Below are 22,538 nucleotides of genomic sequence, written 5' to 3'. Positions count from 1 at the left end.
CCGCCCTGTCCGGCGTTCCTGTCGGGTGAATCCGGCTTAATCCGGCGAACGGGTCGACGGGATTGAGGAGGGAACCGACCGTTGGGGGAGTCAATGACGGAGGAGTCTGTGCGGGACGAGAGAACTGCACCCCCGGCCGAGGAGGAGCGCCCGCACGTGCTCGTCGTCGACGACGAGGCGGAGGTCCGAGAGCTGTACGCGGATCAGCTCGCTGACGAGTACGACGTGTCGACGGCGGCGTCGGGATCGGAGGCGCTCGACGTGCTCGACGACTCGGTCGACGTGGTCCTGTTGGACAGACGGATGCCCGGGCTACACGGCGACGACACGCTCGAACGGATCCGCGCGTCCGGGGTCGACGTGCGCGTTGCGGCCGTCTCCGGCGTCGGCGTCGGTCTCGACGTGGTCGGCCTCCCGATCGACGCCTACCTGGAGAAGCCGGTCGACCTCGACGACCTCCGCGACGCGGTCGACCGGCTCGTCCGGGTCGCCCGATACGACGACCGCGTCCGCCAGTACTTCGCGGTGATGCACAAACTCGCCGCCCTCGAGGAGGCTGGCATCGCTCAGGTCGACGGCGAGTACGGCGAACTCGTCCGGCGTCGCGAGGCGCTGGAGTCGGGGATCGACGACCTGCACGACCGGCTCGACCACGAGGACTACGAACTCCTGTTTCGCGACCTCGGCGACGACGGACACGACTCCCCCGCCGACCTGTACGCCTGACGCCGCCGTCACCGCTCGGGTCGATCCCCGTTCGTCCGCGCTCCCCTCGTTGCTCCTCCGCTCAGAACTTCTCCAGCAGCCCCTCGTAGAACGTGGGGTCGGCGTCACCCCCGGATGCGGTGCCACCGGTCCCGCCGTCGGCCTCCCGCGCCAGCTTCTCGACGATCAGTTCCGGCGTCGATCGAGCGAGGTGGTCCTTCCGCGGCGAGCGATTCACCACCAGCTCGCCGTCATCGAGCCCCACTGCCTCGATCCCGTCGACCGCGACGTCGACGGCGGCGGCCTCCCGGATCTGCCGCGCGAGGTGGGAGACGAACACGCCCGTGGCGCCCTGCTCGTCGAGCGCCTCGAGGATGCCCGCGATGATCTTCGCCGAGGCGCCGGGCTCGGTGATCGACTCCAGTTCGTCCACGAGCACCAGCCGGCCGGACGCGCCCGACACGAGGTCGCCGAAGTCACGCAGCGTCGCCTCGAACGCGCCGGCGTCGAGCGTCCCCTGCGACTTCGCGTAGTAGTGTAACTCCGAGACGCGTCCCACGCGGGCCGACCCGGCTGGAACTGGCAGCCCCATGTGTGCGAGCGTGACGATCAGCGCGACGAGATCGAGCGTCGAGGTCTTCCCGCCGGAGTTGACGCCCGACAGGAGCGTCACCCCCGAGACGGCGTAGTCGACGGGTTCGGCCTCCGCGAACGGTACGTCGAGCAGCGGGGAGCGCCCGCCGTCGATCGCGAACCCGGTACCCTCGTCGTCGATATCGGGGACGACGCAGTCGAAGTCGCGGGCGAAGCGCGCGACCGCCAGCTCCACGTCGAGTTCGAGCGCCTCGGCGACGAGGTCGTCGGCGGGCTCGCGCAGCGCCGCCAGGTCCCCCGCCAACCCCGACTTGAGCGCCGCCGCCCGTCGGTCGCGAGCCGTCTTCAGCTCGGTCCGCAGCCGGTTCAGCGGCTCCTCGTTGTGCTCGGTCGGGAAGGTCGGATCGCCCGCGAAGATCCGCTCTGTGAACTCCGCCTCGCTCTCGTCCAACCGGAGCGCGTCCGCGAGGTGCTCGCGTGCGCTCCGGATCGCGTCGTCGTACTCGTCGGCCAGCTCCCGCGAGAGCAGGCTGTCGACGCGGGCGCCCTGCTCGACCAACGAGAGGAAGTCGGTGCCCTCGATGGTCACGTCCTGCTCGCGGATGGCGTCGCGGAGGTGGTCGTTGGCAACCGACTCGGCCGTCGACACCGCGGCGTCGAGGTCGTCGACGGCGTTCGACAGCCGCTCCAGTTCCTCGTCGCCCCGCACGGTGCCGTCGTCGTCCAGCCGCGAGAGCGCGTCCCGCAGCGCTTCGGGGTCGAGGGCGGGGTCGATGTCGGCCGCCTCGTGGACGTCGAGCGCCGCCAGCAGCTCCGCGCGGTTCTCCGCGAAGAACGCGAGCAGGCGCTCGGGAACGACCTCCTCCGGGTGGCGCTCGGGATCGGTGATCACTCGAACGTCGCCCTCGACGTCGACGCCGGCGAACGCCTCGTCGACCGCGACGACGGTGGCGTACGACCGGGCGAGCTCCGCGAGGTCGCGCGCGTCCTCGACGACCTCGACGGACAGCTCCGGGAACGCGTCCTTCACCGCGGCGTAGCGCTCGGCGTCGGCGGTCGCGAGCGCCCGCTCGCGAACGCGGAGCCCGCGCGGCTCGGTCGGCTGCTCGACGTCCTGCAACGCGTCGAGAACCGCCTCGTCGGGGTCCCGCTCGACCGCCTCGGCGGCCCACCCGCGCACCTCCTCGATGCGCGACTCGGTCGGCGAGGGGTAGAGGGTGCGGAGGCGCTTCTCGGCGTAGTCGGTGACCGCCCGCTCCTGCAGGAGGCCGAGGGCGTCCTCGTACACCTCTCGGGCGCGATCGGTCGCCAGCCAGCCGCCGGGGTCGTCGTGGCGTTCTCGGATGGCGCCGCGGGCGATAGCGGCCGCCCGGCCCTCGGTGAGCCCGCGAGCACGGGCGAGCGTCGCCACGTCGCCGCGCCGGAGCGCCGTCTCCGCGCCGTCCAGCTCCGCGAGGGCGTCGGCGGTCTTCTCGCCGACGCCGGGGACCGACGTGAACTCCATTCGTCGCCCGGTAGCGCGGCGGGGGTCAAAACCGTGCCGGGGAGTGCATGGCCGAGCGAGCGAAGCCAGCGAGGCCACGTGAACGCGAGCGGGGAGCGGAGCGACCCGTGACGGGGCGAGGCGGGAGCGGAGCGACCGCCTCGGAAACGCGAACGGCGAACACAGTGAGCCGTGAGCAGGGCGCGCTCGATCGGGGAAGGACCGCGGGAACGCGATCGACGCGAACACGTTCGTGCCGCCGCCTCGGCCCCGTTCGGACGACTTTTGCGTCACCGCCCCCTCGGCCGAGCCATGGACGACGACGTGGCGGCGAAGGCGGCGGCCGCGCGGGAGCAACTCGCGGAACGCGACGGCGTGCTCGTCGCGTTCTCGGGGGGCGTTGACTCGTCGGTCGTCGCGGCGCTCGCGCGCGACGCCCTCGGCGACGACGCGATCGCCTGTACCGCCAAGAGCGAGACGCTTCCGGCCGAGGAACTGGACGACGCGACCCGCGTCGCCGACGACATCGGCATCGACCACACGATCGTGGAGTTCTCCGAGCTCGACGATCCGGACTTCGTCGCCAACGGCGACGATCGCTGCTATCACTGCCGGACGATGCGCCTCTCGCGGATGTACGAGGCCGCGGCGGACCGCGGCATCGGCACGGTCTGCGACGGCACGAACGCCTCCGACCCGGGGGAGGGGCACCGACCGGGCCTCGACGCCGTCGAGGAACTCGACGTGGTCTCCCCGCTCCTGCAGGCTGGCATCACGAAGGACGAGGTCCGCCAGATCGCCGAGCACTACGGCCTCGACGTGGCGGACAAGCCCTCGATGGCGTGCCTCTCCTCCCGGATCCCGACCGGGTTGGAGGTGACCGAGGAGCGCCTGACCCGCATCGAGAAGGCCGAGCGCCTGCTGCGGACGTGGGGCTTCTCGCAGTTCCGCGTCCGCGACCACGACGGCCTCGCGCGCATCGAGGTCGGCGCCGACGAGCTGGAGACCGCGCTGAACCCCGACTTCGTCGCCGCCGCCCGCGACCACATGCTGGACCTCGGCTTCGACCACGTCACGCTCGACCTTCAGGGGTACGAGACCGGGAGCGTCAGTCCCGCGAGCGAGGCCGACGCCGACGGCGCCGGGGACGCGAGGGCGGTGAACACGGAGGGCGAGCCGGTCGTCGAGGACGTGTTCGCGCGCGACTACCCGACGTCGTAGGGTCGTCCTCACCGCGACCACTCCGATCACCGCGGACGGCCGTCGCACCCCTCAGTAGTTCTCCTGGGTGGTCGCCTCCGGCAGGAACGACGTGACGTTCTCCCGGACCAACTCGACCGTCGCCGATCCGCCGGCCGCGACTCCGCCGCCGGCGTCGCGTCCGACCCGGATCTCGTTGACCGCGCAGTTCCCCTGATCCTGATCGAGCACCGCGGCGACCACGTCGAGTCCCTTGATATCGCCCGTGACGGCGTACAGCGGGCCGCCGTGGGCGACGACCGCGACAGTCTCGTCGTCGCCGATCCCCGCGCGGAGGTCCGCGAAGGCCGCCCCCACACGCTCCCACATGTCGAGCAATGACTCGCCGCTCTCCGGGACGGTCTCGGCGGCCGCATACCCGATCTCCGAGAGGGTATACTCCGGGTACGTGCCGAACAGGTCGTCGTAGGTGAGCCCCTGAAACCGGCCGAAGTCGCGCTCGCGCCACCGGTCGTCGAACGTCGCGTCCGCGCCCGTCGCCCGCGAGATGGCGCGGGCGGTCTCGGCGGCGCGCTCCAGGTCGGAGGCGACGATCCGGTCGACGGCGTACTCGGCGTCGAGAAACGCCGCCAGCGCGTCCGCCTGCTCGCGGCCGCGTTCGGTCAGCTCCGTCGGTGCCCAGCCCTGAACGCGCCGATCGCGGTTCCACGGCGTCTCGCCGTGGCGACACAGGAGGATCGTTCCCATCGAGCGTGGATGGACAGGGAGCCGAAAAAGTGGCCCGGGAACTCGGCGTCGCGCCCGACGGGGAGGGGGAGGGACGCGGATCGCTCGTCACTCGGTCGGCCGCTCCCCGATCCACTTTCGCATACAGGTCGCCGACGACGGACACAGGTCGGCGAACTCCGTCGTCGACTGAACCGTGGACGGGACCAACTCGCGGTCGACCGCCTCGTATCCGAGTCGCTCGAAGAAGTCCGACGCGGTCGTCGTCAGCAGGTACAGCGTCTCGACGCCCTCCGTCCGGGCGCGCTCCTCCAAGGCGGTACACAGGGCCGTACCGTACCCCTCGCCGCGGCTCGACTCCTCGATGACGACCGATCTGAGGAGCGCGTCGGAGCCGTCCCGTTCGAGGCCTCCAGCCCCGACGACCGCGTCGCCGTCGCGAGCGAGGTAGAACCGTCCGGATCCAGTTCGCACGTCGCTCGTCGGGAGACCGTTGGCCGCCAGCAACGCCTCGACGCGGTCGAGGTCCGCGGCGTCCGTCTCCGCCAGCAGGACGGTACGGTCGCCCGGATATCTCCGTTCGTCCGGCGCTCCGGCCGACTCCTCGCGGGGTCGATCAGACATCGTCGACTGGGGGCTTCGTGAGGGTGATCCGGAGGCGTCCGCCCAGATCGACGGTGAACTCGCGACAGACACGGACGCAGCGGACCGCGGCGGCCGCCCGGGGGGCTCCGCGGCGCACGGCGACGGCGGCGAGGAGGACTGTCAGGGCGGCAATCGGGTTGCTGACGGCCCACAGGGACGCGAGAACTCCCGCGATCACGGCGTAGCCCGCGAGGACGCTTCCCCAACTCGACTGTTCGACTCCTGTACGACCGTTCGGATCGGGTGCTCTGTGCATGGTTGGTGTCTGAGGTGGCGTCCGTAGTGTGATATCGCGACGGCGGTCACGCCGCCGTCCCTTCGCTCGCGGACTCGAGATCGTTCGTCGGCTTTCGCGCCTCGATCGTCGCCGCGGTCAGGTAGTCGGCGAGATCGCGGTCGGGGTCCCACTCGCGGATGAACGACTCGCTCTCGTCCTTCGGCTCGATCGCGACGTCGACGAAGCCGGCGTCGGCGAGCATCGATTCGAGCGTCGGGATCGCGGCCGCGCCGCCGAGGCAGGCGCTCACCGACGCGGGGTCGTCCCGGAGGTCGTTCGGCAGGTCGGCGGTCGCCACCACGTCCGAGACGGCGAGGCGGCCGCCGGGCCGGAGCACGCGGTACGCCTCCGCGAACACCCGCCGCTTGTCCGCCGAGAGGTTGACCACGCAGTTCGAGAGGATCGCGTCGACGACGCCGTCGGCGACCGGCAGGTGTTCGATCTCGCCGAGGCGGAACTCGACGTTCGTGGCGTCGTTCGTCTCGACGTTCTCGCGAGCGCGCTCGACCATCTCGGGGGTCATGTCGACGCCGATGACTCGCCCCCCGTCGCCGACCTCGCGTGCCGCCAGGAAGCAGTCGAAGCCGCCGCCGGAGCCCAGATCGAGGACGGTCTCGCCCGGCTCGAGGCTCGCGATGGCGGTCGGGTTGCCGCAGCCGAGGCCGAGGTTCGCGCCCGCGGCGACGGCGTCGAGGTCGTCCTCGCTGTAACCGAGTTCCGTCTCTCCCCCGATCGACGGATCGTTCGACTCCCCGCAGTCGCCGGCGACGTCGCCGCAGCACGACGACGCCGCCGAGGCGATCTCGCCGTATCGCTTCCGCACCGCGGCTCGCTGCCGTGCGGGGTCGATGCCGGTGCCGTCCGTCGTCGGCGCGTCGTCGTCGTCAGTCATCGCCGACCCCCCTCGTCTCGTCGAGCACGTCGAGGAGCCGCTCCGCGCGCGGCGTCGCGCTGTAGTACCGCCACCGGCCCTCCTTGCGCCGCTCGACCAACCCGGCGCCGAACAGCCGCGAGAGCGCCTGGCTCACCGCGCTCTGGCTCACACCGAGCGACGGCTCCAGCTCGCACACGCAGACGTCGTCCTCGGCGCCCGCGATGAGCCTGAGCGCCTCGTAGCGCGTGTCGTTGCCCAGCGCCGACAGCGTCTCGACGTCGGCGGCGATCTCGTCCTCCCGCAGGGCGTGTTCCGTGGTGCAACACCCCGCCGTCCCGTCGCGCGCTCCGTCGTCCGTCCCGGTCTTCGGTGCCTGGTTACTCATTTCAGTATATGCTAATATAATCATCTGCTAATATAAGTGTTGCCCCGGGGGAGATCAGGATGGGCTCGTGGCGACCGACGACGGCACCTGTCGTCCGGAGCGTCCGTCAGGCTGGGCCTTCGGCTCTCGTCGTCGGGAACCGACGTGGCCGACGCGGCCGCTCACGGCGATCGGTTCCGTACCCGGAGCGAGGCGGTGGTCGGTCGAAAAAACGGAGCGAGTGGCGATCGGCGTGGCCGCGGCTAGTTCCCGGTCCAGCGCAACAGCGCGAGCGTCCCCTCGAACAGGCCGATCATCGTCGCGCCGACGATGATGGGCGCCATCCCGGTCGGGTCCGGCGAGAGGATGAACGCCAGCCCGACGAACGCCGACCAGAACAGCAGCCGGCGGTCCTCCATCCACTCGCGGGTCACCAGCCCCATCATGATGGCCAGCTGGATGAACAGCGGGATCTGGAAGACGATGGCCATGTACCCCATCAACAGCAGGATGAGGTTGAACGTCTCCCGGAGGCTGAACGCCAACTCCGCGCTCCCCTCGGTGTAACTGATGAAGTAGTCGAAGATGACCGGCAGGACGATGAAGTGCGCGAACGCGACGCCGACGAGCCCGAGGATCAGGCTCGTCGGCACCGCCGCGAGGTAGTAGCGTCGTTCGTGGGGATACAGGCCGGGACGCATGAACCGGTACGTCTCGTAGACGAACACCGGCAGTCCCACGAGCAGCCCCGCGAGCGAGGCCACCTTCAGCTTCGTGAGCAGGAACTCCAGCGGACCGTAGACCCGCGGTTGGTTCTGCTCGAACCCGACGTGGGTGTCCCACAGGAACTCGATGATCTGCTCGGCGCTGGGGACCGTCGGCGAGACGGTGCCGATCAGCAGCACCGCGACCACGACGACGCCGGCGATGCCGAACACGATGCCGAGGCGGCGCATCATCTCCTCGATGTGCTCGGCAAGCGGCATCTCCTGGTCGGAGTCCGGGCCGCCGCCCTCGCCGCTCTCGCCGCCGAGCGCGCCGACGCCCTTGTTCACCGCCTCCATCCCCTTCTGGGCAGCGGTCATGGCCCCTTCGCCGTTGGCGGCCGGCTGTCCGCTCCCGCCGTTGGCGGCCGACTGTCCGTCCTCACCCGAGCGCTCGCCGGCGACCGCGTCGGGAACCGGCTGTGTGTCGTCGATATCGGGAGCGTCGCCGGAGATCGGCGTCGGCTCGAGATCCCCCCGTTCGGGATCGGCGGCCCCGTCGGGATCCCGATCCGTGTCGTCGGTGTCGTCGTTGCTGTCGCCGGTGTCGTCGTCGATTTTCCCGGTATCGTCGGCGTCGTCGCCGTCCTCGAAGGGGCTTCGACGGTCGATCCCTGAGTCCTCCTCGGACTCGGACGCTTCAGCGGACTCGGACGGCTCGTCGGACTCGGCAGTCCCGGCGTCGCGGTCGCCGTCGGCATCGGGCGACGGCTCCTCCGGCGGATCCGAGTCCGCGGTCATGGGTGAGGTTCGCCCCCGGTCCGTTATAGGCCTTTTCTGATGGCGTCACCGAGGGCGGTCGCGGTCCCACGATCGACCGATTGTCGACCCGATGCCCCCTAGGTCTCGCCGCCGGCACGACGCGTCTCTTGAAAAGGTTGATAACCGGCAAGTCGCTCTCATGCGGTATGTCGAGCGCGCTCGACGAGGACACCCAACAGACGCTGGCGGACGGCAGGGCCGCCGCCGGCGCGATGCTTCGGTCCGCCCAGAAGGACCTCCAGAAGGTGTTCCTCGTCTTCCTCGCCGGATTCATGGGGACGTTCTACGCCCTCCGGCTGTACGTCTGGGACTTCCTGAAGTCCGTCACGCGCGCGCAGCTCAGCGACGCCGCCGGACAGGAGGTCGAGATCATCGCGCAGACGCCCTTCGACGTGATCCTCCTTCAGGCGAAGATCGGCCTCATCGTCGGGATCGTCGTCGGGATCCCGCCGCTCCTGTACTTCTCCCGTGACGCCCTCCGTGAGCGGGGAGCCTGGCCGCAGACGCCGGTCGCCCGCTGGAAGCTCGTACTCATCGCGGTGTTGGCGGTCGGCCTGTTCTCGGGCGGCGTCGCCTACGGCTACCTCGTGTTCTTCCCGTTCATGTTCGCGTTCCTCGCGAACAACGCGCTCTCGGCGGGCATTCTCCCGACGTACTCCATCGTGAAGTGGGCGCAGTTCATCGCGCTGCTCACGTTCTCCTTCGGCTTCGCCGCTCAGATGCCGTTGGCCATCACGGCGCTGTCGTACGCCGAGATCGTTCCCTACGAGACGTTCCGCGAGAAGTGGCGCTACGCCGTCGTCGGTATCTTCGTGTTCGGCGCCGTGTTCTCGCCGCCGGACCCGTTTACCCAGGTGATGTGGGCGGCGCCGCTGCTGCTGTTGTACGGGGCGTCGCTGTACCTCGCGAAGGTCGTCGTCACCGCCAAGCGGGGGAGCGAACGGATCGACGCCGTCGCGACCGCACGCCGCCACTGGAACGTGCTCGCGGGCGTCGGCGTCGCCGCCGCCGCCGCGGTGTACCTGTTTTACGCCCGCGGCGGCGCGGCCGCGGTCAACGGCCTCGTCGCGGGGACGAGGCTGACGAGTTATCGGTTCGCGACGGGCCTCGCGCCCCCGGCGCTGGCGGCGCTGGCGGCCGGCGTCGGCGTCGCCGTCGCGGTCGTGGCGCTGGCGTACTTCGTGTACGTCGAACTCGATGAGGCCACGGCTGTCGTCGGCGACCGCGCCGGCGACCCCGACGCGATCGACCTCATGGCGCTGGACGAGGCGGGCGTTCGCGCCGCGCCGCCGGAGGCGTTCGACGGCATGACCGAGCCCGAGGCGCTCGAGGCCGCCTCGGCCGCAATGGAGGCCGACGAGCCCGGAAAGGCGCAGGCGATCCTCGACCGGTTCGACGAGGCCGCGGCGGCGGGAACCGCCGGCGCGACCGAGGGGGACGCCGCCGACGGGGACGGGGTCGCCAGATCGGGCCCGCCCCGCGATCTGTTCGCCGGCGACGCGGGCGTCGCCGGGGCGCTCCGTCGCGGCGCCGGCTTCGTCGACTGGCGCGGCCGGTTCGGGTCGTTGTGGAACGTCCTGCTCGGGATCGCGGGGATCGTCGCCGCGGTCGGGTACGTGCTCGTCGAGCGACCGGCGCTCGCGGACTCGATACTCGTCGAGTACGGCACGAGTGCAGCCGCGGTCCTCGCGGCCGTCGGCGTGAGCGGCACCGCCGCGCTCGTCGCGTTCGTCGCCGGCGGGATCGCGCTCGCGGTCCTGTTGGGCGTGCTGCTGGCCGTCTACTTCGCGTACGTCGCGGGCACGGATCCGACGGCTGTCGACATCGAGGTGCTCACCGCCGATGAGGTGCGTCGCGCTCCGGACGCCGTGTTCGCGGGCATCTCGGAGCGCCGTGCGAACTACCTCGCCGACCGCGCGGCCGGCGCCGGCGACTCGGCGAAGGCGCGCGCGGTGCTGGACCGCTTCGACGAGATCCAGTCGGCCCGCGAGGCCGCCGACTCGTCGGAGACCGGCGATTCCGGGAGCTCGGGCGGCCCGTCGATCCCGGGCCTCTCGAACGACGCCGGCGACCGGGCCTCGCGGGCGACCGGGACGTTCCTCGAGGGGCTCACCGACGGCGAGAGCGACGAGGATGACATCGGCGGCTACTACGACGACCTCGCGTTCATCGCCGCCTCGCTGCGCTCGCGGCTGTTCGTTCTGGTGTCGGTGTTCGGCGTCACGCTCGCCGGCGTGTTCGCGTTCCTCTACCTCGGCGGGATCGGCGACGTGAAGAACAACTTCGTGAACCGCATCCCCGAGGAGATCGTCGGCGTCGGCGCCGAGAACTTCGGGGTCATCGTGCTCCACCCGGTGGAGGCGCTCATCTTCGAGGTGAAGATATCGACCATCGCGGGCGCGGTCGCGGTCCTCCCCTTCGCGGCGTACTACGCGTGGCCCGCGCTGCGTGACCGCGGCTTCGTCCGCGGCCGCCGACAGGTCGTGTTCGGCTGGGTGGCCGCGCTGTTGGCGGGACTCCTCGGCGGGCTCGCGCTCGGCTACTCCGTCATCGCGCCGGCAGTCATCTCGTGGCTCGTCAGCGACGCGCTGGCGGCGGGCATGGTGATCAGCTACCGCATCAGCAACTTCGCGTGGCTGGTGTTCTTCACCACCGTCGGGATCGGGTTCCTCGCGGACATCCCCATCCTCATGGTCCTCCTCAACACGACGGGTGTGTCCTACCAGGCGATGCGCTCGCGCTGGCGGGAGGTGACGGTCGCGCTCATGCTCGCGGCGGCGCTGTTCACCCCGGCGGACGTGTTCACGATGTTCCTCGTGACCATCCCGATGATGGCCGCCTACGGCATCGGCCTGCTGATCCTCTGGGTGCTGACCCTCGGCGGCCGACGAAACCTCGCCGAGCCGACCGTGGATCTGACCCGCTGATTCCTGCCGGGCCGCCACCGAGGCCGTCTTCGTATCGCCAATGCGGGTGGGAGTCCGCTGCTCAGGACGACCCCGACACCGATCCCCCCTCACCACTCGTTCGTGTTATCCGCGCTCCTCGGTTCTCATCGCTCCCGGTCATCCCATCTCCGCCGTTCGAGGAGTCGTTCGGCCGGAAACGTCGGGCGGCGACTGCACGCTCACGCCTCGATCCAAGCCACGACGTCGGCATCCGGGGTCGTTCCCCGTGGACAAATGACGGTCCCTGTCCGGTGGCCCCTCGCAGGAACGTGCGTGAACACCAGAGAGCGCTCGACGCTTCCGCACCGAACCGCCACTTCGACCGAACCGAGGCCGGTCTCCCCGTCGTTTTCCAGACCGACTGTCACGCGAACGCGCCCCGCCTGTGGGCTTTCGGGCGGCATTCGCTCGACGGAGTCGATGGTGGCGGTCGGCTCGGCGGCGGTGGGTGCGACGATGGCCTGCGACGCGATATACCCGAGCAGTCCGACGATCAGGAGGGCGCTGACGACCATGATGCCGGCCTCGAGGAGGTCGCCGCCGGCGATCACCTCCTCGGGCGCGGTGTCGTCGTCAGTGTCGGACACGTCCGTCTCGGACGCCTCGTCGGACGTCATCCGAGGACCACCCGTGCGCCGCTCGCGCCGACGGTGGCGGGAAACGCGAGGACGACCGTCCGACGCGCCCAGGTCGCGACCGGTTCGCTCTCGATGCCGCCGAGCGCGACGAGGAGCCCGAAGGCGACGAGGAGTCCCACCGCGGTGACGATACTGGTCTGGCCGACCCGTCGCCAGCGCGAACGACCCTGTAGCCGTCGGGACTGGCCGCGAAACTCGAGTTCATAGAGCATCAGATACGCCACGCTGAGCGTGACGACGAGGAGGACACCGACCCGCGTCCAGTCGATCTGCGCGGCGATCAGCCCGATCTCGCCCGTCGGCGCGATGGGGGCGGCGAAGAAGATCGCCCCCAGCGCGAACACGCCGAGGTTCTGCGGGAACCCCGCCTCGGGTATCTCGTCCTGATCGCCGCTGAGTAACTCGTTGGCCAACGCCGCGCCGACCGCGAGCGGGACGACCTGTATCAGTCCTATCCGGACCACCACGCGAACCGGCGTTCGGAGATCGATGACCCCGAGCAAAGCCAGGGTCGAATACCCGATGAAGAGGCTCTGGAAGACGATCTCGGCGGACTCGACCCAGAGGGGCGACCCGCCGTTTCGACGCAGTCCGGTATCGGTGCCTCCCGCCTCGGTGCCCTCTTCGGATCTGAAGCCGACGCTGCGCGTGATCAAAACGACCATCGCGAGGCCGGCGACGACGAACCCGATCAGATGAGTGACCGGGATATCGACGGCCAGCCGCCAGGTCTCGACAGTGTAGGCGAAGGAGATGCCGAGGACCAAGAGCGCCCCCGCCATCCCCCGCCCCTGCTCCCGCAGTTCGGCGCCGAGTTCCATTGTCCGAGAGTACACTCCTGTAGTGAAAGTTATAGTGAGAGTTGTCGCGACGTCACTCCGGCATCGGTGAGGCACCGAGGCCATCGTACGGAAGGCTCGGCGGGTGACGATCCGACGCCGTTCGATCGCCGGACCAACGTGAGCTTCGTAAGCAGTACCGTTTTAATGGTCCGATTCAGATATTCGACAGAGAATACTACGATGCCTGAACGTCACAGCGACCGCAGCACGGTTGTCCGAGTCCCGACGGACCTGTCCGAGTGGTGATAGTGGTATGCCCAAGATAAGCGTCGAGATGCCCGGAGAGCTGCTCGCGGACCTCGACGAACACGTCGGCGACGACGGGAAGTTCGTGAACCGAAGCGACGCGGTCCGCGCCTCGGTGCGCAAGACGCTGGACGTGCTCGACGAGATCGACGCGCGTCACGGTCGCCTGGCCGAGGAGGAATCGGGGGAGAACGGAGCGGAGGAAGCCACCGAATGAGCGGCGGCGAGGGCGTCGCCGCCGCGGAGCCGCGCCGGCTAGAGGTCCCGGTGGCCGCGGTCGTGCTCACCGCGCTGTTCGTGTCGGCGCTGGTCACCGCTCAGGTGATCTCGGCGAAGCTGCTCGCGGTCTCGCTGCCCGTGCTCGGCGCCGTCACCGCCCCGGGCGGGACGCTCGCGTACGCGGTCACCTTCTTCGCCTCCGACTGCCTCTCGGAGCTGTACGGCAAGGAGTACGCCCGGAAGGTTGTGAACGTCGCGTTCGGAATGAACTTCGTCCTGCTGGCGCTGGTGTTCGCGACCATCGCGACGCCCGCGGCACAGGGATCCGTCGACCCCGCAGCCTTCGAGACGGTGCTCGGGCTGTCGGGCAACGTCGTGCTCGGCTCGCTCGCCGCTTACGTGATCAGTCAGAACTGGGACGTGATCGCGTTCCACCGCATCCGCGAGTTCACCGACGGCGACGCGCTGTGGCTGCGCAACGTCGGGTCGACGGCGTCGAGCCAGCTCATCGACACGGTCGTGTTCACGCTCGTCGCGTTCGCGGTCGCGCCCGCGGTCCTCGGAATCGGCGTGGCGCTTCCCACACCGGTGCTCGTGTCGCTCGTCGTCGGACAGTACGTCCTCAAGCTCCTCATCGCGCTGGTGGACACGCCGCTGGTGTACGCGGCGGTCGCGCTCGTGCGCGACGGCGACGCCGACACCGCGGGCGTCGGTGTCTGAGGCGGGCGGGTTCGTTACCGTCGGTCCGGCTCGAACAGCTCGTCGAACACTTTCCGTTCTGCGACCCGGAGGTGCTGACCGAACGTCGAGTCCGTGACCCCCAGTTCGTCGGCCACCTCCGCGGCCGTCGTCTCCCGGGGGCGTTCGAAGTAGCCCATCGCGTATGCGGTCCGCAGCGACTGCAACTGTCTGTCGGTCAGCCCGTGGAGCGCCGCCTCCCGGCCCTGTGCCGGGGTGATGAGCGGCGACTTCCGGTCGAGCGTTCGCTTCGCGAGCAACTCGGCGTCGGGGTAGCTCGTGAGGAAGCTGTCGACGACCGCGGTCGCGTCGACGTGCGGCGGCACCTCGACGACCAGCCGGCCGTCGCCCGCGGTCGCCTCGATGTCGCTGACGTGCGTCCGGTCGTTGGCGAGCGTGGTGGCGATGGCCGACGTGGAGACGAACTCGAACAGCGCGCTCTCGTCGTCGGCGTACACCAACCGGACGTCCTCGATGTCGTCCGCCTCGCCCGCCAGCCGCGCCACCCGGTCGGGGTCGGCCCCCGAGACGGAGAGGTACTCGACGACGGTGCCGTCCGACCGCTGCATGATCTCCTCCAGCCTGAGATCGCACTCCTCGGCCTCGGACGCCTCCACGAGGAAGAACCCGGCGTCGCTGATGTCGAACTCCAGCTCTACCATCGACCCTTTCCCGTCCCCTCCGATCATGTTCGTCACGTCGCGGGATCGGTCGAAATACCTTCGCACTCAGGTATCACATCTAATAGGGGAGGTACATATGGGTTCCCTCATGACGAGTCTCAACGCGGTCATCTCGATCAAACTCGCGCTCCTCCTCGTGGTCGTGACCAGCGTCGGCACCGCGACCGCGGTCACCGTCCTCGACCGCAACCCCGACCCGATCGTTCCGGTCAGGGGGGACATCTCGGGGTCGACGGACCTGACGGTCGACGCCCAACGCTTGACCTACGACGGGATCAACGTCACCGGCGTCACGGTCACCGTTAACAACACCGGGACGACCGACCACACCGGCGCGGTCCACCTCGCGCTGAAGAACGGGTCGACGACGGTCGCGAGTTCGACCGTGACCGGCGAGCAGTTCGCGGCCGAGACGACGACGAACACGACGATCGACTTGGGGTCCGACTACGCCGTCTCGGACGTCGACCGGGTCGAGGTCACTATCGAGCGGACTGACCCGTCGTGACCGGAACGACCGTGAACGCCCGGATCCTCGCCGTCGTCGTCCTCGTCCTCGCCGACGTCGCGTCCGTGGGGGTCGCCTCCGCCGGCCTGCCCGTCCTCCGCGACGACAGTCGAACCGAGCAGGTGCTCGGACGCACGGGGACCGACTCGATCGTCGTCGACGGCTACGACCTCATGTACGACGGAACGGGCGCGAGTGGCATCACCGTCTACGTGAACAAATCGAGCGACAGCCTCACCGCGGACGTCGCAGTCAAACTCCTCGCCGCGAACGGGACCACGGTCGTCCGGGAGCGCAGGAACGACGTGCTGCTCGCGAACGATCCGGCGGCGGTCACCTTCGAGTTCGACCGGCCGTACGGGCCGGGAGAGTTCCACCGCGTGAAGATCGAGGCGGCGAAGTCGCTGTGATCGGCCCGACGGATCGTTCCGTCCGGGACGCCGTCCGCGCCGTCCTCAATCGACGCGCTCGGCGAAGCCGAACCGCGGCTTCACGTCGTCGACGACGACCTCGACGGTCTCGCCCGCCTCTGCGCCGGGAACGAACAGCGTGTACCCGTCGACGCGGGCGACCCCGTCGCCCTCCTCGCCCACGTCGGTCACCTCGACGGTGAGCCGGTCGCCCTCGGAGACGGGGGAGTCGGTGCGTCCGCGGGCGATCAGGTAGCGCTCGGAGGAGCGCTTCCGGCTCGCCTCGGGAGTGTACGCCCGGACGTACTGGAACTCGGCGGCCACGTCGTCGCGGAAGTCCGCGAGGTCGGGCCCGTCGAACACCTTCACGACGAAGTCGCCGCCCGGCTTCAGGAGCTCCAGCGCGGTGTCGAACGCCTGCCGGGAGAGGTGGATCGAGCGGGCGTGATCGAGCTGGTACTCGCCGGTCATGTTCGGCGCCATGTCCGAGACCACCACGTCGACGGGGCGCTCGGGTTCGACGCCGTCGTCCGGGTCCGGGTCCGCGGATCCGGACGGCGCGTCACGGCCGTCCGGGTCGACGCCGAGCGCCTTCCGGAGGTAGTAGCGCGTTCGCTCCTCGGTCATGTCGCCGCGGACCGTCTCGACGTGCGGGTGGTCGAGGTCGTCGATCCGCTGGAGGTCGACGCCGACGACGCGACCGGCCTCGGTCACCGCCTCGGCGGCGATCTGGAGCCACCCGCCGGGGGCGGCGCCGAGGTCGACGACGGTGTCGCCGTGATCGAACAGGTCGACCTCGTCGTCGATCTGGCGGAGCTTGTAGGCCGACCGTGCGCGGTAGCCCTCCTGTTTCGCCCGGTTGTAGTAGTCGTCCTTGCCGGCCATCGTTACCTCGCGACCCTCCCCGACGCGTTCGGCCCGCCCGAGTGTTCGGTCGCCACCCGCGCGAGCGAGATCGGCTCAGTCATACACTGAAGAATGCTGCGTGCGCTGAAAGGGTTGACGCACCCGTTTTGCGGGTCCAGCTGGTCACACACGGGGAGGATCTCGGGAACGGTGATCCCTGTCTCGGTGTGACGAGGACAGGTTCCGCGGGACCGCGGTGGCGGCCCGCGATCAGGCCGTCTGCTCGGGGAGGACGGCGGTCGGCGTCGCCCGGCCGACGCCGTGGAACTCGAACACGGTCCCGGTGTCGTCGGAGTGCACCGACCCCTTCCAGCCGTGCCCGTTCACCACCCGCTCGATGATGAGCAGGCCCAGGCCGGCTCCCGACTCCCGCTCGACCTCCTCGGAGAAGAGCGTCCCCTCGATGTGGTCGGGGAGACCGGGGCCGTCGTCCTCGATGGCGAAGCCGTCGTCGGTGTCGCGGACGGTGACGGTCACGTCGTCGCCGGCGTGCTCGACGGCGTTCCGGAACGCGTTCTCCAGCAGCTGCTGCAGCCGGGAGCGGTTCGCGTAGACGGTCGCGTCCGTCCGGAGGGTGAGCGACGCCTCCGGCGTCGAGACGTGGTTCCACGCGTCCCGGGCCAGCGCCGCCAGATCGACCGCCTCCCGCTGGCCCACGTCGCACCCGTTTCGGGCGAGTTCGAGCAGGTCGGCGATGAGAGCCTCCATCCGATCGATGGCGCCGTCGACGGTCTCGAGGAACTCCCGCTGCTGTCCCTCCGCCTCCTCCAGCGCCAGCTCGGTGTAGCCCATCGCCGTCGAGAGGGGGTTCCGGAGGTCGTGGGCGACGATCCCGACGAACTCGTCGAGGCGCTCGTTCTGTCGGCGGAGCTCGCGGTGGTGCTTGTCCCGCTCAAGTTCGAAGGAGACCCACTTGGCGAGCAGCGCGACGAACCGCCGTTCCGTCTCGGTGAAGTCGGCGTCGCGGGGCTCCGGACTGGAGAAACACAGCGTTCCGAACGACTCGTTGTCGACGACGACCGGGGCGCCGAGATAACAGTGGAGCCCGGTGCTCTCGCGGGCGACGTCGTCGGCGTACTCGCTGTCGTCCACGTCGCCGAACCCGAGGACGTCGCGCTCGTCGACGACGTGACGGCACCACGTGGTCGCGAGCTCGCTCACGCCTCCGGGTGCGTACTTCCCCGACTCGATCGTCGAGTCGAGCACCTCGTACTGCCCGTCGCCGGTGTACGAGAGCACGCCGTGGGTGGCGCCGAGCCGATCGCGCCCGATCTCGATCGCTCGTTCGATCTTCTCCTCGAGGGGGATATCGGTCGAGCCGGCGAGCCGGTAGAGGTCCGCGAAGTACTCGTCGGCGGCCGGCTCGGGGTCGTCCGTCATGGGCCGCGTTTCTCACGGGACGAGAATATCGGTTGTGGATGAAATCGTGAACTCGATCGGACATGAATCGAAACCGCGGCGGTCGCCTCCGCGCCGCCGAGCCGGATCCGGGGGGCCTCCCCCACTTCCGGTCCTCATCGAGTCAGTCGTTCTCCTCGCCGCCGTCGCCGTCCCCGTCGTCCGCGCCCGTGCTGAATCCAGCTCGGTCCATCGCACCCCACTCCGTGTTCCCGCGGAGGTACTCGACGAGCCCCCGCCAGGAGACGGCCGTCTTCCACTGCCGGTAGCCGAAGTTCTCGAGGACGCCGTACCAGAGGAGTCGAAGTATCTGTCCCGGCTTCTCGTAGCGGTTGAAGCTCCACGCCTCCGAGAAGATCCCGAACCACGAGAGGAAGACCCCGAACCCGGTGGTCAACAGGAAGAAGACGACGAAGAACTCGACGTTGAGCGCGCCGACGTACCACGCCAGCGGCAGGAGGACGTAGCCGATCCCCTCGATGAGCGGCCCGAACACCTCGGCGGCGACGAACATCGGGAGGACGAGCAGGCCGACGGGCCCGTACCGGGGGTTGAACAGCATGTCGCGGTGTGTGACGACCGTCTCCAGCATCCCTCGGTACCAGCGCCGGCGCTGTCTGCTGAGGACCGTCCGGGAGGCGGGAACCTCCGTCCACGCGACGGGCTCGGGGACGAAATCGACCGTGTACTCCCGGTCGAGCTCCGAGAGGTGCTTGTGGAGCCGCATCACCACGTCGAAGTCCTCGGTGATGGTGTCGTGGTCGTACCCGCCGATGTCGCGGACCAGGTCCGTCCGGAACACGCCGAACGCGCCGGAGATGAGGATGAGCCCGTTCAGCCGGTTCATTCCGAGCCGGCCGGAGTAGAACGCGCGGAGGTACTCCATCACCTGCAGCCCCGGGAGGCCGGTCCTCGGGAGGTTGACCTCCTCGACGACGCCGCCCTCCACGACGCACTCGTTGGCGACGCGGATGGTGCCGCCGGAGGCGACCGCTCGGGAGGGCTCCGCGAGGAACGGTCTGACGATCTGCAACAGCCCTTCCCGGTCGATCACGGTGTCCGAGTCGACCGCGCAGAACAGCTCCTTCTCCGTGAGCCACAGCGCCGCGTTGAGCGCGTCGCTCTTGCCGCCGTTCTCCTTGTCGACGACGAGCAGTTCCTCGTAGATCGTCGAGCGGTACACCGCACGGATCGGCTCGGACGGGACGGCGAGCGGCACCTCGGCGTCGACGGGCTCGAGGTCGTACTCCCGCTTCAACACCTCGAGCGTGTCGTCGGTCGACCCGTCGTTGACGACGACGAGCTCCATGTCCGGGTAGTTGAGCGCGAGCATCGAGCGCGTGCTCTCGGCGATGGTCGCCGCCTCGTTGTACGCCGGGACGAGCAGCCCGACGCCGGGGTAGGAGGGACTGTCGAACGGCTGGTACGGCGGGTCGTACGACGCCTCGCGGACGTCGTCACGCAGTTCCAGCAGCCCGAGCGCGTGGATCAGGAGATAGAAGACGTTCACGACCGCGTAGTAGCCCACGACGAGGGTCCCCGTCGTCGCGAGTACGGCGAGCACGAGGTGTCTGAGGGTGTGCACGGCTCAGGTACCCCCCTCCGGCGGCCCCTCGGTCGGACCCGGCTCGAACGCATCGATCTCGGCCCGTTCGGACTCCTCGCGGTCGGGTGTCCCGTGGCCGTCGGAGGACACAGCCACCTCCCCGTCCCCGGGGTCGACGTTGCGAGCGCGGTCGTCGTACCGTCGTTGCTCGCGGACCCACTCCCAGGCCGGTCGCGCCCGCTCGGGGACCTCCTCGCGGGGGACGCCGGCGTCCGTGAGCGCCTCCGCGCCCGCGAGCAAAGCCCGGTCGTTCGGTTCCTCGCGGAGCGCGGCCCCGAGTACCGCGACGGACCGCTCGTCGCCCCACGCGCCGAGCATGGCGTAGCCGGCGCCGCGCGCACGGGGGGAGTCGTCGTCGGTCGCCCGCCTGAGGAACGCCTCCTCCCGGATCGGCGTTCGCCAGCCGAACCGCGCGAGGGTGAGCGCCGCCTCGACCCGGACCGCCTCGGCCTCGTGCTCCAGTAGCGCGACGATCCACGACAGGTCCGCACCCGCCAGTCCGGTCTCGACGGCCCGACAGACCACCAGCACCTGCGCGAGGAGGTCCGGCGACCACCGGCCGTAGTCGGCGGCGGCGCGCTCGACGACCGCCGTCGGATCCGTCGTCGCCAGCCGGTAGAGCGTGTCCGTCCCGAACGCCGGGAACGGCTCGCGCGCGTCCGCGAGGAGCACGTCGACCGCCCGATCGGCGTACGCCTCGGGGTCCGTCTCGTACAGCAGCCTGGCGACGGCGGCGCGCTCGCGCGGGGTCGCGGGGTCGTGCTCGCCGGCGGCGACCGACTCGGGGACGTCCCGCAGGAGCGTGAGCCACCCCAGCGCCCGGAGCCGGGCGTACTCGTCGCGCGCGTCGAGCCGGCCGCGGGAGCGCTCACCGATCCCCAGCGCGTCCCCGAGGCCGCGGAGTCGGTCGGCGTCGGCGCCCTCGAGCGTCCGGAGGTACTCGTCGAGCAAGTCCGTCGCCACGTGCCGCTCGGGGCCGTTCATCCCCTCGACCCACGCCTCCCAGCCGGGCTCGTCGGGGTCGTACAGGCGATCGAGCAGGCCGCTCCGGACGTCGTCGCGGACGGCCTCGCGCCGCCGTCGGAGCCACGCCTCGTACCCCGACACCGCGACCGTGAGCACGAACACGGCGACGAGCAGCGACCCGATGACGACGCCGACCCAGAGCACGAGCCGTTCGTCGATGCCGCCGAGCGATCCGGTCTGGAGCGGCCCTGACGTGGCGTGTCGATGGCGAGCGCGGAGGGAGGAGCGGAGGAAGGAACGAACGGGATCCATCGGCGCGATCACCCGGGGAGCTGTCTCCGGACGCGGGCGACCAGCTCGGACGGACTGAACGGCTTCGCGAGGTAGTCGTTCGCGCCCGACTCGAAGCCGTCGAGCACGTCGGCCTCCCTGGCGCGGGAGGTGAGCATGATGACCGGGGTTTCGGCGTCGAGGGCGGTCTCGCCGTTCCGGATCCGCCGCAGCAGGCGCTTCCCGTCCAGCCGCGGCATCATCACGTCCAACACCAGCAGGTCCGGGTCTTTCGGGAGGTCGCCGAACCCCTCGGCCGCCGCCTGTCCGTCGGGGAACACGTGAACGTCGTACCCCTCCCGGCCCAGGCGGTGCCGGAGGAGCTGCCGCGTCGTCTCGTCGTCGTCGACGGTGACGATCGTCGCGCTCACTGTTACACGTCAGTGGCGAAGGACATAATGAACTAACGGTCCGGAGGCGGACGACCGTTTAATATCCGGGCGAACGGTCCCACGTGTATGCAGACTGTCCTTCTCGCGGCGGGGATCGGCACCCGGATGCGCCCGCTGACCGACCGTCGGCCGAAGCCGATGCTCCCGGTCGCGGACCGGCCGCTGGTCGCACACGCCGCCGCGACCGCCGCCGCCGCCGGCGCCTCGAGGCTCGTCGTCGTCGTCGGCTACGAGTCGGCCGACGTGCGCGGGTTCTTCGGCGAGGAGTACGCCGGAATCCCGGTCGAGTACGCCGAACAGCCGGAACAACGCGGCACCGCCGACGCCGTTCGCGCGGCGGAACCGCACCTCGACGAGGGGCCGTTCGCGGTCCTCAACGGCGACGCCCTGTACGACGAGGCGTCGCTTCGGGAGCTGTACGACGACGCCCCGGCCGTCGGCTCCTACCGCGTCGACAACCCGAGCGCGTACGGCGTGCTCCGGACGGAAGGAACCGAGGACGGGACCGACGGCTACGGCCGCGTGACCGGCGTGATCGAGAAACCGGCCGATCCGCCCTCGAACCTGATCAACACCGGGGCGTATCTGTTCCCGGCCGAGGCCCAGGGCTGGCTCGATGTCGGGGAGAGCGAGCGCGGGGAGCTCGAGCTCACCGACGTGCTCGAACGCGCCTGCGAGGAGTTCGCCGTCTCGGCGGTCCCGTTCGACCGTTGGCTCGACGTCGGCCGCCCCTGGGAGCTGCTGGCGGCCAACGAGTGGCGGATCGGCGAGCTCGACCGGCGGGTCGACGGCGAGGTCCACCCGGACGCGGACCTGCGCGGGGACGTCGTCGTCGAGGCGGGCGCGACGGTCGACGCGGGCGTCGTGATCGAGGGACCGGCGCTGGTCCGCGCCGGCGCGAGCGTCGGGCCCAACGCGTACGTCAGGGGGGCGACGCTCGTGGGTTCGGACGCGAAGATCGGGCACGCCGTCGAGGTGAAGAACAGCGTGCTGATGGAGGGCGCGACGGTCGGGCACCTCTCGTACGTCGGCGACAGCGTGCTCGGCCGCGACGTGAACTTCGGCGCGGGGACGACCGTCGCGAACCTCAGACACGACGACGAGCCCGTGCGGACGATGGTGAAGGGGGAGCTGGTCTCGACGGACCGACGGAAGTACGGCGTCGTCTGCGGCGACGGGGTCAAGACCGGGATCCAGACGAGCCTGAACGCGGGCGTGAAGCTCGGCACTGACGCCCGGACGGGCCCCGCCGAGGAGGTCATGCGGGACCGGAACGGGGAGTGAACCCGGCCGCGGATCGAAACGACCACCACG

23 protein-coding genes are annotated in these 22,538 nt (G+C 70.1%); 8 read left to right on the top strand and 15 right to left on the bottom strand.

What is annotated here, in order from left to right; all coding sequences use genetic code 11:
- The first annotated feature begins 93 nt into the window (after positions 1–93).
- Entirely contained in the window at positions 94–726 is a 633-nt protein-coding gene (locus GRX01_RS02405) for a response regulator (protein ID WP_159663004.1), read from the top strand.
- A gap of 61 nt (positions 727–787) precedes the next feature.
- On the opposite strand, the gene GRX01_RS02400 is transcribed toward GRX01_RS02405, so the two are convergent.
- On the bottom strand, positions 788–2,803 hold the full coding sequence (locus GRX01_RS02400) for an endonuclease MutS2 (RefSeq protein ID WP_159663002.1): 2,016 nt from the start codon (positions 2,801–2,803) through the stop codon (positions 788–790).
- Positions 2,804–3,094: 291 nt separating this feature from the next.
- On the opposite strand from GRX01_RS02400, the gene larE reads away from it, so the two are divergent.
- Positions 3,095–4,003 carry an ATP-dependent sacrificial sulfur transferase LarE gene (larE, locus tag GRX01_RS02395; RefSeq protein WP_159663000.1) on the top strand — a complete coding sequence of 303 codons (909 nt, stop codon included), beginning with the start codon at positions 3,095–3,097 and terminating at the stop codon, positions 4,001–4,003.
- A 51-nt stretch (positions 4,004–4,054) separates the two neighbouring features.
- Here the strand turns inward: larE and GRX01_RS02390 are convergent, their stop codons facing one another.
- From GRX01_RS02390 to GRX01_RS02365, 6 genes are all read right to left on the bottom strand, one after another.
- Positions 4,055–4,729 carry a histidine phosphatase family protein gene (locus GRX01_RS02390; RefSeq protein ID WP_159662998.1) on the bottom strand — a complete coding sequence of 225 codons (675 nt, stop codon included), beginning with the start codon at positions 4,727–4,729 and terminating at the stop codon, positions 4,055–4,057.
- An 87-nt stretch (positions 4,730–4,816) separates the two neighbouring features.
- Complete coding sequence (arsN2, locus tag GRX01_RS02385; protein ID WP_159662996.1) at positions 4,817–5,332, bottom strand: arsenic resistance N-acetyltransferase ArsN2; 516 nt, start codon at positions 5,330–5,332, stop codon at positions 4,817–4,819.
- Positions 5,325–5,609 (bottom strand): hypothetical protein, encoded by a 285-nt coding sequence (locus GRX01_RS02380; protein ID WP_159662994.1) that lies wholly within the window; start codon positions 5,607–5,609, stop codon positions 5,325–5,327. The genes arsN2 and GRX01_RS02380 overlap by 8 nt, the downstream gene beginning before the upstream one ends.
- A gap of 46 nt (positions 5,610–5,655) precedes the next feature.
- A complete protein-coding gene (locus tag GRX01_RS02375) occupies positions 5,656–6,522 on the bottom strand; it encodes an arsenite methyltransferase (RefSeq protein WP_159662992.1) in 867 nt (288 codons plus the stop codon).
- The gene (locus GRX01_RS02370; RefSeq protein WP_159662990.1) at positions 6,515–6,889 is read right to left on the bottom strand and encodes an ArsR/SmtB family transcription factor; all 375 of its coding nucleotides are present in this window, start codon (positions 6,887–6,889) and stop codon (positions 6,515–6,517) included. The genes GRX01_RS02375 and GRX01_RS02370 overlap by 8 nt, the downstream gene beginning before the upstream one ends.
- A gap of 242 nt (positions 6,890–7,131) precedes the next feature.
- Positions 7,132–8,373: a twin-arginine translocase subunit TatC gene (locus GRX01_RS02365; RefSeq protein ID WP_159662988.1), complete on the bottom strand. Its 1,242-nt coding sequence runs from the start codon at positions 8,371–8,373 to the stop codon at positions 7,132–7,134.
- Positions 8,374–8,540: 167 nt separating this feature from the next.
- On the opposite strand from GRX01_RS02365, the gene tatC reads away from it, so the two are divergent.
- On the top strand, positions 8,541–11,321 hold the full coding sequence (tatC, locus tag GRX01_RS02360; RefSeq protein ID WP_159662986.1) for a twin-arginine translocase subunit TatC: 2,781 nt from the start codon (positions 8,541–8,543) through the stop codon (positions 11,319–11,321).
- A gap of 200 nt (positions 11,322–11,521) precedes the next feature.
- On the opposite strand, the gene GRX01_RS02355 is transcribed toward tatC, so the two are convergent.
- Both GRX01_RS02355 and GRX01_RS02350 read right to left on the bottom strand, forming a co-directional pair.
- On the bottom strand, positions 11,522–11,959 hold the full coding sequence (locus GRX01_RS02355) for a hypothetical protein (RefSeq protein WP_159662984.1): 438 nt from the start codon (positions 11,957–11,959) through the stop codon (positions 11,522–11,524).
- Positions 11,956–12,801 (bottom strand): DUF2391 family protein, encoded by an 846-nt coding sequence (locus GRX01_RS02350; RefSeq protein WP_159662982.1) that lies wholly within the window; start codon positions 12,799–12,801, stop codon positions 11,956–11,958. The genes GRX01_RS02355 and GRX01_RS02350 overlap by 4 nt, the downstream gene beginning before the upstream one ends.
- A 274-nt stretch (positions 12,802–13,075) precedes the next feature.
- Between GRX01_RS02350 and GRX01_RS02345 the strand changes: the two genes are divergently transcribed.
- A complete protein-coding gene (locus tag GRX01_RS02345) occupies positions 13,076–13,285 on the top strand; it encodes a ribbon-helix-helix domain-containing protein (RefSeq protein ID WP_159662980.1) in 210 nt (69 codons plus the stop codon).
- On the top strand, positions 13,282–14,007 hold the full coding sequence (locus GRX01_RS02340) for a queuosine precursor transporter (protein WP_159662978.1): 726 nt from the start codon (positions 13,282–13,284) through the stop codon (positions 14,005–14,007). Before GRX01_RS02345 ends, GRX01_RS02340 begins: the two co-directional genes overlap by 4 nt.
- Positions 14,008–14,021: 14 nt before the next feature.
- Here the strand turns inward: GRX01_RS02340 and GRX01_RS02335 are convergent, their stop codons facing one another.
- On the bottom strand, positions 14,022–14,714 hold the full coding sequence (locus tag GRX01_RS02335; protein WP_159662975.1) for a helix-turn-helix domain-containing protein: 693 nt from the start codon (positions 14,712–14,714) through the stop codon (positions 14,022–14,024).
- An 82-nt stretch (positions 14,715–14,796) separates the two neighbouring features.
- Here GRX01_RS02335 and GRX01_RS02330 point away from each other — a divergent pair, with 82 nt between their 5' ends.
- Together GRX01_RS02330 and GRX01_RS02325 are read left to right on the top strand one after the other, a co-directional pair.
- Positions 14,797–15,216: a hypothetical protein gene (locus GRX01_RS02330; RefSeq protein WP_159662973.1), complete on the top strand. Its 420-nt coding sequence runs from the start codon at positions 14,797–14,799 to the stop codon at positions 15,214–15,216.
- Positions 15,213–15,626 carry a hypothetical protein gene (locus GRX01_RS02325; protein ID WP_159662971.1) on the top strand — a complete coding sequence of 138 codons (414 nt, stop codon included), beginning with the start codon at positions 15,213–15,215 and terminating at the stop codon, positions 15,624–15,626. Before GRX01_RS02330 ends, GRX01_RS02325 begins: the two co-directional genes overlap by 4 nt.
- A 45-nt stretch (positions 15,627–15,671) precedes the next feature.
- Here the strand turns inward: GRX01_RS02325 and GRX01_RS02320 are convergent, their stop codons facing one another.
- From GRX01_RS02320 to GRX01_RS02300, 5 genes are all read right to left on the bottom strand, one after another.
- Complete coding sequence (locus GRX01_RS02320) at positions 15,672–16,511, bottom strand: 23S rRNA (uridine(2552)-2'-O)-methyltransferase (protein WP_159662969.1); 840 nt, start codon at positions 16,509–16,511, stop codon at positions 15,672–15,674.
- Between the two features lie 231 nt (positions 16,512–16,742).
- Positions 16,743–17,912 (bottom strand): sensor histidine kinase, encoded by a 1,170-nt coding sequence (locus GRX01_RS02315; protein WP_159662967.1) that lies wholly within the window; start codon positions 17,910–17,912, stop codon positions 16,743–16,745.
- Between the two features lie 142 nt (positions 17,913–18,054).
- The gene (locus GRX01_RS02310) at positions 18,055–19,515 is read right to left on the bottom strand and encodes a glycosyltransferase (protein WP_394351354.1); all 1,461 of its coding nucleotides are present in this window, start codon (positions 19,513–19,515) and stop codon (positions 18,055–18,057) included.
- Between the two features lie 3 nt (positions 19,516–19,518).
- Positions 19,519–20,814 carry a HEAT repeat domain-containing protein gene (locus tag GRX01_RS02305; RefSeq protein WP_159662965.1) on the bottom strand — a complete coding sequence of 432 codons (1,296 nt, stop codon included), beginning with the start codon at positions 20,812–20,814 and terminating at the stop codon, positions 19,519–19,521.
- Positions 20,815–20,822: 8 nt separating this feature from the next.
- Positions 20,823–21,203 (bottom strand): response regulator transcription factor, encoded by a 381-nt coding sequence (locus GRX01_RS02300; RefSeq protein WP_321167872.1) that lies wholly within the window; start codon positions 21,201–21,203, stop codon positions 20,823–20,825.
- An 87-nt stretch (positions 21,204–21,290) separates the two neighbouring features.
- Here GRX01_RS02300 and glmU point away from each other — a divergent pair, with 87 nt between their 5' ends.
- Positions 21,291–22,508: a bifunctional sugar-1-phosphate nucleotidylyltransferase/acetyltransferase gene (gene glmU / locus GRX01_RS02295; protein ID WP_159662963.1), complete on the top strand. Its 1,218-nt coding sequence runs from the start codon at positions 21,291–21,293 to the stop codon at positions 22,506–22,508.
- The last annotated feature ends 30 nt before the right edge of the window (positions 22,509–22,538 follow it).

It is taken from the genome of Halobaculum saliterrae, assembly GCF_009831625.1.
Taxonomy (GTDB): Archaea; Halobacteriota; Halobacteria; order Halobacteriales; family Haloferacaceae; genus Halobaculum; species Halobaculum saliterrae.
The sequence above is the reverse complement of the archived record's forward strand: the minus strand, read 5'-3'. Positions and strand labels throughout refer to the sequence as shown.

What these genes read in the sequence shown, in the direction of transcription:
- GRX01_RS02345 (WP_159662980.1), top strand. Translation starts at nt 13,076, where the DNA reads ATGCCCAAGATAAGCGTCGAGATGCCCGGAGAGCTGCTCGCGGACCTC.
- GRX01_RS02365 (WP_159662988.1), bottom strand. Translation starts at nt 8,373, where the DNA reads ATGACCGCGGACTCGGATCCGCCGGAGGAGCCGTCGCCCGATGCCGAC.
- GRX01_RS02335 (WP_159662975.1), bottom strand. Translation starts at nt 14,714, where the DNA reads ATGATCGGAGGGGACGGGAAAGGGTCGATGGTAGAGCTGGAGTTCGAC.
- GRX01_RS02305 (WP_159662965.1), bottom strand. Translation starts at nt 20,814, where the DNA reads ATGGATCCCGTTCGTTCCTTCCTCCGCTCCTCCCTCCGCGCTCGCCAT.
- GRX01_RS02370 (WP_159662990.1), bottom strand. Translation starts at nt 6,889, where the DNA reads ATGAGTAACCAGGCACCGAAGACCGGGACGGACGACGGAGCGCGCGAC.
- GRX01_RS02380 (WP_159662994.1), bottom strand. Translation starts at nt 5,609, where the DNA reads ATGCACAGAGCACCCGATCCGAACGGTCGTACAGGAGTCGAACAGTCG.
- GRX01_RS02330 (WP_159662973.1), top strand. Translation starts at nt 14,797, where the DNA reads ATGACGAGTCTCAACGCGGTCATCTCGATCAAACTCGCGCTCCTCCTC.
- GRX01_RS02405 (WP_159663004.1), top strand. Translation starts at nt 94, where the DNA reads ATGACGGAGGAGTCTGTGCGGGACGAGAGAACTGCACCCCCGGCCGAG.
- GRX01_RS02315 (WP_159662967.1), bottom strand. Translation starts at nt 17,912, where the DNA reads ATGACGGACGACCCCGAGCCGGCCGCCGACGAGTACTTCGCGGACCTC.
- GRX01_RS02400 (WP_159663002.1), bottom strand. Translation starts at nt 2,803, where the DNA reads ATGGAGTTCACGTCGGTCCCCGGCGTCGGCGAGAAGACCGCCGACGCC.
- GRX01_RS02340 (WP_159662978.1), top strand. Translation starts at nt 13,282, where the DNA reads ATGAGCGGCGGCGAGGGCGTCGCCGCCGCGGAGCCGCGCCGGCTAGAG.
- GRX01_RS02355 (WP_159662984.1), bottom strand. Translation starts at nt 11,959, where the DNA reads ATGACGTCCGACGAGGCGTCCGAGACGGACGTGTCCGACACTGACGAC.
- larE (WP_159663000.1), top strand. Translation starts at nt 3,095, where the DNA reads ATGGACGACGACGTGGCGGCGAAGGCGGCGGCCGCGCGGGAGCAACTC.
- glmU (WP_159662963.1), top strand. Translation starts at nt 21,291, where the DNA reads ATGCAGACTGTCCTTCTCGCGGCGGGGATCGGCACCCGGATGCGCCCG.
- GRX01_RS02320 (WP_159662969.1), bottom strand. Translation starts at nt 16,511, where the DNA reads ATGGCCGGCAAGGACGACTACTACAACCGGGCGAAACAGGAGGGCTAC.
- GRX01_RS02390 (WP_159662998.1), bottom strand. Translation starts at nt 4,729, where the DNA reads ATGGGAACGATCCTCCTGTGTCGCCACGGCGAGACGCCGTGGAACCGC.
- arsN2 (WP_159662996.1), bottom strand. Translation starts at nt 5,332, where the DNA reads ATGTCTGATCGACCCCGCGAGGAGTCGGCCGGAGCGCCGGACGAACGG.
- tatC (WP_159662986.1), top strand. Translation starts at nt 8,541, where the DNA reads ATGTCGAGCGCGCTCGACGAGGACACCCAACAGACGCTGGCGGACGGC.
- GRX01_RS02350 (WP_159662982.1), bottom strand. Translation starts at nt 12,801, where the DNA reads ATGGAACTCGGCGCCGAACTGCGGGAGCAGGGGCGGGGGATGGCGGGG.
- GRX01_RS02375 (WP_159662992.1), bottom strand. Translation starts at nt 6,522, where the DNA reads ATGACTGACGACGACGACGCGCCGACGACGGACGGCACCGGCATCGAC.